Here is a 13940-nt window from a genome sequence, read left to right as displayed (position 1 = left end):
AAGACCATTACCTCTGACAATGGTAAAGAGTTTGCTCAGCATAAGAAGGTGAAACGAAAGCTCTTTACTTCCTTCTTCTTTGCCGATGCTTATGCGTCATGGCAGCGAGGAACCAGCGAGAATACTAACGGCTTAATCAGAGAGTTCTTGCCTAAGGGTTGTGACTTTAGACAAGTCTCTGATAATGATATACAGGACATTGAGAATAAACTAAACAACAGACCAAGAAAACGCTTAGGGTTTAAAACGCCCAATCAGGTGTTCTATAATATAATTTAGCGTTGCACTTGGTGTGTTAATCTAAGCAATAAAAAAGATGCCACTAGGACATCTTTTTTACTATTTAATCTGTTATTAGTTTGCTAATCAAAAATACGCCATAATCTTTTAAACAGCCAGCCAATGAAATAAAAAGGTATTTCTAAAATATCAGCATAGAACCACCAATCCCATATAACATCAGCATTTCGATTACGCTGACGCCGCGATTGTCTGATATCTGAGGTAAAGATAAACAACAAAGCACTGATAATGCCACTAGCAATAGCGCTAAATAGTGCGGTTATGTCTTCGGTAAAATACCAATAAACTAGCAAGCCTAATGTTAAATAAAGGAGGATATCTGCTAACAACCTAAGCAATACCAATATCATTCCCCTATATTTAATAGATTAGCCACACTAGTTAAGCCAGCTCATCAAATGTCTCTTAAGCAAGGACATCGCCAATCACGCAATTATCAGGCAAAGTAACCACGGTCAATTGGGTTTTTGGATTACCTGTTGAGAGTACCATGCCTTCTGAGATCCCAAATTTCATCTTACGCGGCGCAAGGTTAGTCACGCAAATCACCTTTTTACCGGTCAGCTGTTCAGGCTCATAAAATTTACGGATACCACTAAAGACATTACGCGGCTTATCTTCGCCCACATCTAAGGTGAATTGCAACAGCTTATCAGCACCTTCGACGTAATTACACTCTAAGACATGTGCGACTTTCATCTCAACTTTGGCAAAGTCTTCGATACCAATATGATCGGCTTGATAGTCGGCTTGTTCTGTACTGGCGTCAGTTTCTATCACCTGAGAAGTTGTATCAGCAGGCGCATCTGCTTGCGCCAATGAGGCTTTTGAATCTTCGACCATCGCCGCAATATCTTTTTCTTCGATACGCTGCATCAATGGTTTGAATTTATTGATTTTATGTCCGAGCAACCACTCATTACGACTGGCAAAGCTTAAGTCATCAATGTTTAAAAAGTCTTTGGCATTAGCGGTCAGTTCAGGCAATACAGGCGCTAGATACACCATCAATTGACGGAAAATATTAATCGCTACCGAGCAGACGTCTTGGACTTCTTGTTCGGTGCCTTCTTGTTTGGCGAGTGACCACGGTTTTTTCTCGTCGATATATTCATTGGCTTTATCAGCACACTGCATGATTAGGCGCATGGCACGAGAGAACTCACGGTTTTCATAAGCCACCGCAATTTCATCGCCCGTTTTGGTAATGTCTTCTAACAAGCGCGGCTCTGCACATACTTCTGTGAGCATACCATCGTATTTTTTCACCAAGAATCCAGCACTACGACTGGCGATATTGACCACTTTGCCGACCAAATCAGAGTTGACCTTTTGCATAAAGTCTTCTAAATCAAGATTGATATCCTCAACTTTGTCAGACAGTTTACTGGCAAAATAATAACGCAAGTATTCAGGATGTAGATGCTCCGCATACGTTTCGGCTTTAATAAAAGTACCGCGTGATTTACTCATTTTTTCGCCATTGACCATCAAAAAGCCATGCGCAAAGACGCCCGTTGGTGTACGGAATTCACTACCAGCAAGCATCGCTGGCCAAAATAGCGCATGAAAATAAACGATGTCTTTACCGATGAAGTGATAAACCTCGGTTTTATGCTCGTTTTCTTGTGCCCAATAACGGTCAAAATCGAGCGCATTTTCAGTGCCTGCGCGTTTATCGCATAGGTTTTTAAAGCTGGCCATATAGCCGACTGGCGCGTCTAGCCACACATAAAAATATTTGTCTGGCTCATCGCTTGGCGTATCTGGAATTTGAAAACCAAAGTAGGGTGCATCACGAGAGATATCCCAGCTGGTCAGCCCAGCATCAAACCATTCTTGGAGTTTATTGGCGACCGATACTTGTAGGCGGTTGTCACTATGGGTCCAGTCTTGTAAGAATTGCTCAAATTCAGGCAAGTCAAAGAAATAGTGCTTAGAGGTTTTGAGTACTGGTGTGGCATCAGATAGCGTTGAATGCGGGTCTTTAAGGTCGGTCGCATCATAGGTAGTACCGCACACCTCACAGTTGTCGCCATATTGGTCTGGCGCATCACATTCAGGGCAAGTGCCTTTGACAAAACGATCGGCCAAAAATAATTGCTTTTCAGGGTCAAATAGTTGCTCGACGTCTTTAGTGCTGATATGTCCAGCATTATTCAGACGACGATAAATCAGCTCAGAGAAATGCTTGTTTTCTTCTGAATGGGTGGTGTGATAATTATCAAAATTTATTAAAAATTTATCAAAATCAGCCTCATGCGAAGCTTTAACCGAGGCAATCTGTTCCTCTGGCGTCACACCATTGGCTTCTGCCTTGAGCATGATAGCCGTACCGTGTGCATCATCTGCGCAGACATAAGTGACCTGATGGCCTTGCGCTTTCATAGCACGCGCCCAAATGTCAGTCTGAATGTATTCTACAAGATGCCCCAAATGGATATAGCCATTGGCGTAGGGCAGCGCACTGGTTACTAGAATCTCACGCACTTTTATCACCTATATTTTTATATAAACGGGTTGGTTATCAAACGTCGCAAGCCATTTACGACCAGCAGACGCGATATTATCAATGCTAAAAAGGTCTAAAAACTTCTAAAAAAAGCAAAAATTCGAAAAGTGTGCCTATGATACCGTAATTCGGCTAAATTTGTGACATTCCTCAGTAATTAATCCGCTAATGACCTCTATATCGCGTATAGACTGTCATTGAATTATTAGCCGTAAGTCATAGGTTTTAGATGGATTTATTTGTCATAAAAAAGCCATGAAAAAACCCACCAAGCAATCGCTCAGTAGGTCTTCGTATCGTCAGTTTAAAATAAAAGAGATACATTTTTAGCACTGTATCGCTCTTAGATTTAACCCACTACGTTTTTGACTGATGCAATCGAATTAAAATGACCCAAACATCGTACCTAAAGTGATGACCGTCGCCACGGCGACCAGTGGAATCACCATGGTGACCATGGCCACGTTTAGATAAGACTGCTTATGGGTCAAACCACAGATAGCGAGTAGAGTAATGACCGCGCCACTGTGCGGCAGAGTATCTAAACCGCCAGCTGCCATCACGGCGACTCGGTGCATTAGCTCTGGATCGATACCAGCGTTTACTGCCATTCTTAGATAGTCTTCACCCAACGTTGATAGGGCGATACTCAAACCACCAGACGATGAGCCCGTAATACCAGCAAGCGTAGTCATCGCGACCGCTTCTGAGATGAGTGGATTGTCAGGATTGAGATTCAAAATACTGTCACGAATGAGAAGAAAGCCTGCCAATGAGGCGATCACCGCACCATAACCGACTTCTGATGCCGTATTAAAAATTGGCAACATGGAGTCATAAGTACCACGGTTGATGGTTTTTTGTAGGTTATTCCAATGACCAATACGTAGTACGATCAACACCACGCAAGCCACGACCAATGAAATGATAATCGACCACAGACCAAGCGAGCCGGCGATATTTAGGTCAGGAAACTGAGTTTGTAAGCCACTAAAATCCATTGATGGAAAGACAGCATAAGTCAGTAAGGCGTTTAAGCCGATGACCAGTACCAGCGGAATCATAGCAACGGTAAATGAGGTGTGATGCGTACTCAGCGTCTCAGACTCTTTCTTGATTGCCCCAACGCCGCCCACATCGCCTTCATCGTGCTGACCATAACCTTCGCCTGCTGCGTTGGCTTTTCTGGCTCGTGACTGCAACCATAACCAACCACCAATAAACATCACCGTACCGCCAATAATGCCTAAAATAGGCGCGGCAAAGACATTGGTATTGTAATAGGGAATCGGAATCGCATTTTGAATGGCTGGTGTGCCTGGCAACGCAGTCATGGTAAAGGTAAATGAGCCCAAAGCAATTGCTGCTGGTATCAAGCGTTTAGGAATATCAGCCGCCTTGAACAAGTCTTTGGCGATAGGGTAAATGGCAAACGCTACGACAAATAACGACACGCCGCCGTAGGTTAAAATGGCGCAGACTAAGATAACCGCTAAAATCGCTTTACTGGCACCGAGTTTTTCTACCACGGTTTTGGCAATGGCTGTCGCCGCCCCAGAGTCTGCCATCAAACGCCCAAATAGTGCGCCTAATAAGAAGATAGGGAAGAACTTGAGCAAGAAGCCACTCAATGCGCCCATAAAGATATCGGTATAGGCGGGAATGCTGCTTAAAAAGTCGCCTGACAATAATACCGCTAACATCGCCATAATCGGTGCCAAAATCAGCACGGAATAACCGCGATAAGCGAAGAACATCAATAGTAACAAAGTAATGATAATAGCGAATGTGCTAAACATGAGAGCCTCTCCTTGGCCGGTGTTAAATCGCGAATAATTAATGTTTGCTGCTACTGCTCAATAAAAGAATCTTATTCAACTGTGGTTGGTATTTTGATAACAAAAGGTGAATACGAAAGCGATATTAATATCGCTATTATCGAGTAGCGCAAGCACTAAGCACCGCTCCCATTTCCTTATGGTTATTCTCTAGTCGCTGCGAGAATAATATGTTAAGTTAGCATAAGTGTCTTTTATATGATATATCGATATAGAATGTATTAATATAAAATTAAAAGATAAAAGGGTGGCTAGATTACTGATAGTGAATTCAACATACCCCAACTTAAATAACAAAAATGAGACTTGCAAGGAGATAAGCATGAGTCAATCAAAAGTATATAGCAGTGCCGAAGAAGCCCTAAAAGGTGTTGTTAGTGATGGACAAACACTGGCTATCGGTGGTTTTGGGCTGTGCGGTATTCCAGAAGCGTTAATCACCGCGCTACGCGATAGTGGTGTGAAAAACTTAACCTGTATCAGTAATAACGCGGGTGTTGATGACTTTGGCTTAGGATTATTATTACAAACCCGCCAAATCAAAAAAATGATTTCCTCTTATGTCGGTGAAAATAAAGAATTTGAGCGTCAATACTTGGCGGGCGAGTTAGACGTGGAGCTGACCCCGCAAGGAACATTAGCCGAAAAGCTACGTTCAGGCGGCGCGGGTATTCCTGCATTCTACACCGCAACTGGCGTTGGGACACTCGTCGCTGAAGGCAAAGAAACCCGTGATTTTGACGGGCGCACCTATGTGCTTGAGCATTCATTACGTGCGGATGTGTCCTTGATTAAAGCGAGAAAGGCAGATAAATCGGGCAATTTAATTTTTAATAAAACTGCCCGTAACTTCAACCCAGACTGCGCGATGGCTGGTAAAGTGACTATCGTCGAAGTAGAAGAAATCGTCGAGAATGGCATGCTCGATCCTGATGAGATTCATTTGCCCGGTATCTTTGTTCAGCGCATCGTCTTGAATGATAACCCTGAAAAGCGTATCGAAAAAACCACGACTAAAGCAGTCGAAGGTGCTTAGGTAATGGTTTAAAGAAAATATTTTTAAAGTGTTAAATTAATAATAGAATATCGTAATACTATTCCTAAAAATTTGAGTAGCAAGGAAAACGAGTGAAAGTGCTACATTTAGTAGACTAAGTGAGTTTAACGCCGCTAATCATATTTTTTGGGGTAGTTATAAAAATAAGGAAATCACCATGGCATGGACAAGAGAACAGATGGCGCAGCGCGCCGCACAAGAACTACAAGACGGCTATTACGTAAATTTAGGAATAGGCTTGCCGACCCTAGTAGCAAACTACATTCCTGAAGGTGTGGATGTCTGGTTGCAGTCAGAAAACGGCCTATTAGGTATCGGTGAGTTTCCAACGGCAGAAAACGTCGATGCCGATTTGATTAATGCGGGCAAACAAACTGTAACGGCAGAGGCTGGCTCTAGTTATTTTAGTAGCTCAGAGTCGTTTGCGATGATTCGCGGCGGTCATGTCAATCTGGCAATATTGGGAGCGATGGAGGTCTCAGAGCAGGGCGATTTGGCTAACTGGATGATTCCTAAAAAGATGGTCAAAGGCATGGGTGGTGCGATGGATTTGGTCGCTGGCGTGCAGCGCGTCATTGTATTGATGGAGCAAGTCAACAAACACGGCGATCCAAAAATTCTTGCCAATTGTGAGTTGCCATTGACAGGCAAGGGCGTGGTCGACCGTATTATTACTGAACTTGCGGTATTAGATATCACTGATAAGGGATTGAAACTGGTAGAGTTGGCAGAAGGTGTGAGCTTTGACGAGCTGCAACAAAAAACACCAGTAACCATTATTCAATAGTTATAGTGGAGTCACTTTAAAAATGAGACAGTGCTATCGGTTACTCGATAAAATAATAAAGAGGATAAATCATGGCGACGCAACTACAACAGGATTTGACCGGTAAGGTCGCTCTAGTCACAGGCGCGGCAAGTGGCATCGGCCGCGATATTGCTGAAACTTATGCTAAAGCAGGCGCAGCGGTCGGTATTGCTGATATCAATATTGAAGCGGCGCAGCAAACCGTTGATGCTATTAAAGCTGCTGGTGGCAAAGCACTCGCGATTGCCATGGATGTCACTTCTGAGGCGGCAGTAAACGATGGTGTACAAAAACTGGTAGATAGTCTTGGTGGTATTGATATTCTCGTTTCCAATGCTGGGATTCAAATCATTGATCCGATTAATAAGATGGCTTTTGAGGATTGGAAAAAAATGCTTGCCATCCATTTAGATGGTGCGTTTTTGACCACCAAAGCCGCCGTGCAGTATATGTATGAAGGCGATAAAGGCGGTACAGTCATCTATATGGGCTCAGTACATTCGCATGAAGCGTCGCTATATAAAGCGCCTTATGTCACGGCCAAACACGGACTACTTGGACTGTGCCGTGTATTGGCAAAAGAAGGCGCTGAACATAATGTGCGCGCGCATGTGGTCTGTCCAGGTTTTGTCAAAACACCTTTGGTTGAAAAACAAATCCCGCAACAAGCTGCCGAAAAAGGCATTAGTGAAGAGTCCGTGGTTAATGACATTATGCTAGCCAATACCGTCGACAAAGAATTCACCACCGTGGATGATATTGCTCAACTGGCTTTGTTTTTAGCGGCTTTCCCAAGTAATGTCTTTACTGGACAATCTATCGTTGCCAGTCACGGCTGGTTCATGAATTAGCGCGGCGTCTTTCATGTTTTTGATGGTTTTAACAAGCTTTTCATTGGTTTACTGTTTATTAAGCAGCTAAAAAAAGCCTAAAGCTTGATAAAAAAAGATCAATCCAGTAGGATTTAGCTTTATATTAACCTGAGCCAATAGTATTGGCTCTTTTTTGTGAGCGCTTGCTGCATTGTTTCGGGCGCACGGAGTAACATAATGACTAATGAAGATCTTGCGTTGAGTTTTGCAGCGAAACTAAGCCGTGCTATCGAACAACAGCATTTTGAGCAAGCTGTTAACGATGTTCAGACGCTACGTCCTATCGATATCGCCGATATAATCGCACTTATTGAGCCTAAATTGGCATGGCAGTTATTGGAGCATCTGCCCAATCGTTCGACGATATTTGCCTATTTAGACGCTGATATTCAGGTGGCGCTGGCTTATGTTTTCCCGCGAGCAGTGTTAGCAAAGATAGTAGGAGAGATGCCATCGGATGAGCGGGCGGACTTATATAAGCGTCTTAGTCAAGACCAACGTGATGTATTATTACCCGCCTTAGCCCAAGCGAAGCGTGAAGATATTCGCAGGTTGGCTTCGTATGCAGAGCGTACTGCTGGGGCTTTAATGAGCTCAGACTATGCAACGTTAGGCGCTGAGATGAATGTTGCTGAGGCATTAGCCGCGCTGCGATTAGAGGCTCCGGATGCCGAAACTATTTATCATGCCTATGTGATTGACGATAACCGTAAGCTACTAGGTGTGGTGTCATTAAGAGTGCTTATCTTAGCATCGCCTGAACAATTAATTAATGACATCATGGTCAGCTCTGTCATATCTTGTGATGTGAACGACGATCAGGAAGACGTCGCTAAAATGGTTGCGCGTTATGACTTAATTTCTTTGCCAATTACCGATGCAAGTGGAGCATTGGTCGGTATTGTCACCCACGATGATGCGATGGATGTGGCCAGCGATGAGGCTACCGATGACTTTCATAAGTCAGGTGGTGTCACGACGATGGTCGGTCGCTTAAAAGATGTCAGTATTACCGTCCTATATCGTAAGCGGGTTTTTTGGCTGGTATTTTTAGTATTTGGTAACTTACTCTCAGGGCTGAGTATTGCCAATTTTGAAGACGTCATTGCCGCCAATTTAGTATTGGTATTCTTCTTGCCTCTATTGGTTGATAGTGGTGGTAATGCCGGTTCGCAGTCGGCAACCTTGATGGTGCGTGCACTAGCAACGGGTGATGTGGTCATGCGTGACTGGTTCTCGCTACTAGGCCGAGAAGCATTGGTTGCCTTATTGCTGGGTGGTACGATGGCAGTCGCTATTGCTCTTATCGGTTATGTTCGCGGTGATGCAACAGTATCTATGGTACTGGCATTAAGTATGGTTTGTGTGGTCATGATTGGTAGTGTGATTGGCATGAGTCTACCTTTTGTACTCAGTAAGGTGGGTTTTGACCCTGCCACTGCTAGTGCGCCTTTGATAACTTCGATAAGTGATGCTTCAGGCGTGCTTATTTACTTATTCATTGCGTCAAAGTTTTTACCGATAGGTTAGTTTTTACTTTATTCTGTCTAACAAAATACTTCTAACGCTTAGCAGCGTCTTTGAGCCTCAGACCTACTGACAGTGTGGTTTTTTTATACCTCTCATTGAGCTACACTGTATATATATAAACCGTTTGGTTTAAATGTATTTAAAATACTTGTTTTCGTTAAAATGTTAGTTGAAAACATATTCTTTATATTTGCCAGACTTAATCATTAAGAGAGGTAGCCATGTTTAACTTTATAAAAAAAAGAGCAGCTTCGAAACCTGAGACTCCAGAGCAGCAAGCCGCACTTGATAGCGCCGTTGATAGGGTTTTGTTAGGTTATCATGTGGGTACGACCAGTATTGCTACCATGGTAACAGGGCTTGAACGCACGGGTGACCAGTTGACTTTAGATTTGCGCCTGCCACAAGACAGTAACCCTGAGACGATCCAACAAGAGCTTGGGCACCTATTGCACCCGCATGGCATCAAGGCCATTCATATGAATGTACGTCTGCCTGCTCCAGAAAAAGGTGCAGGCTCGAGCTTACCAAAGCAGATACCAAAGACCACCAATGCGATGGACAGTCAAAATCAATCGTCGGTAAATGCTAATAGTAAAACTACGGATGCTGAACCGCCAATTACCAAACCTGCACCGACCCAAGCATCACTAACGTCACATCCGCGTATCCGTCATATTATTGTTGTCGCATCTGGCAAAGGTGGTGTCGGTAAATCAACCACGACTGTCAATATTGCTTTGGCATTACAAAAGCTGGGCAACCGTGTTGGTGTGCTGGATGCGGATATTTACGGCCCCAGTATGCCGACAATGCTAGGTGTGGCCAGTGTAAAGCCTGAGCTAGAAAATGAGCAGTTTGTTCCTATCAATGCCCACGGTATGGCGATGTTGTCGATTGGTAGTCTACTGGATGGTGATAATACGCCTGTCGCGTGGCGTGGACCAAAAGCCACTGGTGCGTTGATGCAGCTGTACAACCAAACCAACTGGCCGCAGCTAGATTATTTAGTGATTGATATGCCGCCAGGTACTGGTGATATTCAATTGACGCTGGCACAGCGTATTCCAGTCACGGGTGCGGTGATTGTAACCACACCGCAGCATATTGCGCTACTGGATGCCCAAAAAGGTATCGAGATGTTCAACAAAACCAACATTCCAGTGTTGGGCGTTGTTGAAAATATGGCGCTACATACTTGTAGTAATTGCAACCATATCGAAGCCATCTTTGGTACAGGCGGCGGCGAGAAAATCGCTGAACAATATCATGTGCCACTGTTGGGACAACTGCCACTGGCCAGTGGTATTGGTGCGCAAGTGGATAAAGGTGAACCAAGCGTCTTAGCGGATGATGAGTTTGCACCATATTATCTTAGCATTGCCAAAAATATCGAAACCAATATCAGTAAGTTTGCCAAGCCGGTCGATGATAAGCGTATTTTCTGATAAATAAAAATCCTGTTGAAATGACAGGATCAACCTTGAAAGTATTGAGATTTCATTAAACAGAAGCGGATGAGGAAATCTATCGTTATCCGTTAATGAGTGGCCATCAAGGAACGGTGGCTACTTAAATTATATTTGGCCAGGATGCCATGACGATGAAGCAAGATTATAAAAAATCGCTGGTTAGCTTTCAACCCGTTGCGCTTGACCAACTTATTCAAAACGGTCAGCCTAGTTTTGGCGTCTTTTCTCAAGTCAAAGATATCAATTACCTAGATTACTACAGCCATCTTATTTCACAAAAATCACTGCCCAATTGGCGTAAAGAACTAAAAGCCAATCAGTTCTGCTTTATCCAAATTATCGAGTCGCCTTATCGAATTTGTTTGGCGCTTGCTACAATTAAGCTGGCAACCAGTGCGTTTGTTTACCTTTATAATGACAATACTGAGCAGCTAGAGATTTGTGAAGCATTGCAACCTTTGACACGCCATACAGTTTTGGAAGGTGATTGCTATCAAGGAAAAATGGCGTTTACTCACTCAAAACTGACATTAACATTAGATTTTACTCCTAAACAAGTTAACGTAGCATTAGACAGCCAGTATATTGCTGTAAATACCATGCTTACGCGTCAAGATCAGCCATTAGCAGTCTGCACACCGACTGGCAGGCGTGGCTGGACGTTCACTCAAAAAGAGCCGTTCACAGCGATAACTGGTCACCTATCAATCAAAGCCGACTCACGATTTAATGTGGGTGCTCCTAGTACGCCTCCCAAGCAAATAGACTTTACCGATACGACTATCGCCAATCTGGATTGGACGCTAGGCTATATGCGTCATGAGACCAATTGGTTTTGGAGCTGTATCAACAGTTATTTACCAGACGGTAGTCACTTTGCCCTAAATCTAGCGATGGGTGTCAATGAGACAGGCGCCAGTGAAAATGCTTGCTGGCTTGATGGGCAAATATTTTATTTACCACCAGTGATGTTTGCTCGTGATGGATTAAGTATATCACCCGACCAGCAAGATTTAGTGCCTAAGAGAGTGCCTAAGAATACAGTCATTAGCAGTCAGAAGCCTTGGCGTATCTATCATCAAAACCTAGGCTGGAGTCATGTCGATATCGATTTAACCTTTACGCCTATCCGCAGTTATAAAAAGACCGATAATTTTGGTGTCATTGCCAGTATTTTTGAGCAATGGATTGGTGAGTATAGCGGTGAGATTCGTATCAAAGATAAGGTGATTAAGCTTAACAAAGTAATCGGGTTGGCAGAAGACCATTTTGCTAAATGGTAGCGTAGCAAAATATATAGTGATGATAAGTGGGTTCTCGAACGTATTAACTTTAAAGTCGCTAATGCTCTATAAATCGCGCTATCAATTCCGTATAATCGTCGCTATCAAAATACCATTCAAGTTATAACCTCTATTTTATATCTGCTAAGGAACAACAATGTCTATCAAATCTGACCGCTGGATTCGTAAAATGGCTGAAGAGCATGGCATGATTGAGCCATATGAGCCAGGTCAAGTGCGCTTTAATGATGCTGGCGAACGTTTGGTGAGCTACGGCACCTCAAGCTACGGTTATGATGTGCGCTGTGCCCCTGAGTTTAAAGTTTTTACCAACGTGCATTCAGTGGTCGTTGATCCAAAGAACTTCGATGAAAAAAGCTTTATCGATATCATCGGTGACGAATGTATCATTCCGCCAAACTCATTTGCCTTAGCGCGTACGATGGAGTATTTTCGCATTCCACGTGACGTATTGACGATTTGCCTTGGCAAATCTACTTATGCGCGTTGCGGTATCATCGTCAACGTGACGCCGCTTGAGCCTGAATGGGAAGGGCATGTGACTTTAGAATTTAGTAATACCACCAATTTACCAGCGCGTATTTATGCGGGTGAAGGCGTGGCACAAATGCTGTTTTTCCAAAGCGATGCCGATGATGTTTGTGAGACCAGTTATAAAGACCGCGGCGGTAAATACCAAGGACAAAAAGGGGTGACGTTGCCTAGAACTTGATGCTCTACATTCTACTGAACACGTAAGGCGATGAACCTGCTAGATTAGCAATAAAAAAAGCTGGACGTATTAAGTACGCCCAGCTTTTTTATGCGGTAAGTTCTGTTATTTTAAAACCTTTAAACCTGCTTTGTTATCGCGTTTAGGCTTAGGTGAGGCAGTGGGGCTCTTATCAGTAGTTACTGTCGAATCTTCTTCTGGTTGATAGCCTTCATACTCTTTTGGATCAAAAAACATGCCTTGCGAATTTTCTTTTGCATAGATACCCATTACCGCAGTTAGTGGCACCCAAATATCTTGTGACACCCCACCAAAACGCGCACTAAAGTAAATGTAATCATTTTCCATACTCATATTACCAGTCGCACGGCTGGCGATATTTAGCACGATACGTCCATCTTGTACGTGTTCTCTTGGAATCTGTACATTTTCAGCGGTGGCATCAACCATTAGATACGGGGTAAGCGCATTGTCTTCTATCCATTGATATAGCGCGCGCACCATGTAGGGACGGGTTGGGGTAATAGATATGAGTTCACTCATCTAATGATTTCCTATACTAATGAATTGTAATAATTTAAAGATATTTTTTCAGTGCTTCGTTAGCTGTTATCTATAAGCGACACTTAGCTCCTATTTTCTTGTCATCTATCTTAAGACAGCGGTCAGGCATTGTCTAGGGCGCATCCTCATTTTGAAAGTGGTGATAAAAATGAGATAAATTGTAGCCAAACAAGGAAAATAGTACAGATAATATTGAGATGTGAGCAAGCTATTTGACGCAGTTTGGCAAAGATTTAGTCGTTTTTAGCCTATTTAAGGTTTAATGCTTAGGTTAAGAACATGTCCTAATTAACGCACACTTTTTTGAAAGCTTTTACGCTCAAAGACTCGCGTTTGATAGTCAAACAACGGGCGGCTAATAGCACGCGGTAGCTCGATACCCATTTCTTCAAGACGCCATAATAGAGGGGCTAAAAGCACATCACACCAGCCAAATTCATCTGCCATAAAATAAGGCTTATGCGCAAATAGGGGTGACAAAGTAATTAATGAATCAGTTAGCTGCTTTTTAGCGATGGCAGCTTGTGCTTTGTTAAAGCTGTCTGGATGCATCAATAAGCGTTTGCCCAACACCAACCAATCATGCTGAATACGCCAAGCCAATTGCCGAAATTGTGCACGCTCTTGCGGTGTATCAGGGAGCAATTTATTAGCGTGGTAACGCTCCTCTAAGTACTCAAAGATGACGTTGGTCTCATAGAGCGCAATCTCGCGCTGCTGCAGGACAGGTAAGGTGTGGTAGGGGTTTAGCTCAGTCAAGTCTTCAGGACGCTCAGAGTGCAGCCGTGACAAATAATAAGCCAGCTTTTTTTCTTCAAGTAATAGGCGTACCACATGACTGTCGTAGCCGTCATCAGCGTATAAAATTAGCTGACTACTTGGAATGTCATTCGCATCAATCATGAAAGCCTAATGTTAACAGTAAAGGCTGTTATCGTAAACAAAGTCGCACTGTTTATCAAGGCAAC

At 43.3% G+C, this 13940-nt stretch carries 13 protein-coding genes; 8 read left to right on the top strand and 5 right to left on the bottom strand.

Annotation, left to right across the window (positions count from 1 at the left end; all coding sequences use genetic code 11):
* The coding region (locus EI161_RS02395; protein ID WP_192524602.1) for an IS30 family transposase at nucleotides 1-279 on the top strand (279 nt) is incomplete at its 5' end.
* A gap of 83 nt (nucleotides 280-362) precedes the next feature.
* Here EI161_RS02395 and EI161_RS02390 read toward each other — a convergent pair.
* The 3 genes from EI161_RS02390 to EI161_RS02380 all read right to left on the bottom strand — a co-directional run bounded on the left by EI161_RS02390 (nucleotide 363) and on the right by EI161_RS02380 (nucleotide 4614).
* Nucleotides 363-632, bottom strand: coding sequence for a hypothetical protein (locus tag EI161_RS02390; RefSeq protein ID WP_192528893.1), 270 nt, complete (start codon nucleotides 630-632; stop codon nucleotides 363-365).
* Nucleotides 633-708: 76 nt separating this feature from the next.
* Nucleotides 709-2793, bottom strand: coding sequence for a methionine--tRNA ligase (metG, locus tag EI161_RS02385; RefSeq protein WP_192528892.1), 2085 nt, complete (start codon nucleotides 2791-2793; stop codon nucleotides 709-711).
* A 405-nt stretch (nucleotides 2794-3198) separates the two neighbouring features.
* Complete coding sequence (locus EI161_RS02380; RefSeq protein WP_192528891.1) at nucleotides 3199-4614, bottom strand: GntP family permease; 1416 nt, start codon at nucleotides 4612-4614, stop codon at nucleotides 3199-3201.
* Between the two features lie 361 nt (nucleotides 4615-4975).
* Between EI161_RS02380 and EI161_RS02375 the strand changes: the two genes are divergently transcribed.
* The 7 genes from EI161_RS02375 (at nucleotide 4976) to dcd (ending at nucleotide 12408) form a co-directional block, all read left to right on the top strand.
* Nucleotides 4976-5689, top strand: a complete 714-nt coding sequence (locus tag EI161_RS02375) for a CoA transferase subunit A (RefSeq protein WP_192528890.1) — start codon at nucleotides 4976-4978, stop codon at nucleotides 5687-5689.
* A gap of 178 nt (nucleotides 5690-5867) precedes the next feature.
* Nucleotides 5868-6497 (top strand): 3-oxoacid CoA-transferase subunit B, encoded by a 630-nt coding sequence (locus tag EI161_RS02370; RefSeq protein ID WP_192528889.1) that lies wholly within the window; start codon nucleotides 5868-5870, stop codon nucleotides 6495-6497.
* Between the two features lie 71 nt (nucleotides 6498-6568).
* Nucleotides 6569-7369 (top strand): 3-hydroxybutyrate dehydrogenase, encoded by an 801-nt coding sequence (locus tag EI161_RS02365; RefSeq protein ID WP_192528888.1) that lies wholly within the window; start codon nucleotides 6569-6571, stop codon nucleotides 7367-7369.
* A gap of 198 nt (nucleotides 7370-7567) precedes the next feature.
* Nucleotides 7568-8920, top strand: coding sequence for a magnesium transporter (gene mgtE, locus EI161_RS02360; RefSeq protein ID WP_192528887.1), 1353 nt, complete (start codon nucleotides 7568-7570; stop codon nucleotides 8918-8920).
* A gap of 221 nt (nucleotides 8921-9141) precedes the next feature.
* Nucleotides 9142-10368 carry an iron-sulfur cluster carrier protein ApbC gene (apbC, locus tag EI161_RS02355; protein ID WP_192528886.1) on the top strand — a complete coding sequence of 409 codons (1227 nt, stop codon included), beginning with the start codon at nucleotides 9142-9144 and terminating at the stop codon, nucleotides 10366-10368.
* A gap of 155 nt (nucleotides 10369-10523) precedes the next feature.
* Complete coding sequence (locus EI161_RS02350) at nucleotides 10524-11675, top strand: DUF2804 domain-containing protein (RefSeq protein ID WP_225735189.1); 1152 nt, start codon at nucleotides 10524-10526, stop codon at nucleotides 11673-11675.
* Nucleotides 11676-11832: 157 nt separating this feature from the next.
* Nucleotides 11833-12408 (top strand): dCTP deaminase, encoded by a 576-nt coding sequence (gene dcd, locus EI161_RS02345; protein ID WP_192528884.1) that lies wholly within the window; start codon nucleotides 11833-11835, stop codon nucleotides 12406-12408.
* Between the two features lie 105 nt (nucleotides 12409-12513).
* On the opposite strand, the gene EI161_RS02340 is transcribed toward dcd, so the two are convergent.
* Entirely contained in the window at nucleotides 12514-12951 is a 438-nt protein-coding gene (locus EI161_RS02340; RefSeq protein ID WP_192528883.1) for a ClpXP protease specificity-enhancing factor, read from the bottom strand.
* Between the two features lie 309 nt (nucleotides 12952-13260).
* Nucleotides 13261-13875 (bottom strand): glutathione S-transferase N-terminal domain-containing protein, encoded by a 615-nt coding sequence (locus EI161_RS02335; protein ID WP_192522809.1) that lies wholly within the window; start codon nucleotides 13873-13875, stop codon nucleotides 13261-13263.
* Nucleotides 13876-13940 lie beyond the last annotated feature (65 nt).

Source organism: Psychrobacter sp. FME5 (assembly GCF_014861375.1).
In the GTDB taxonomy this organism is placed as follows: Bacteria; Pseudomonadota; Gammaproteobacteria; order Pseudomonadales; family Moraxellaceae; genus Psychrobacter.
The sequence above is the reverse complement of the archived record's forward strand: the minus strand, read 5'-3'. Positions and strand labels throughout refer to the sequence as shown.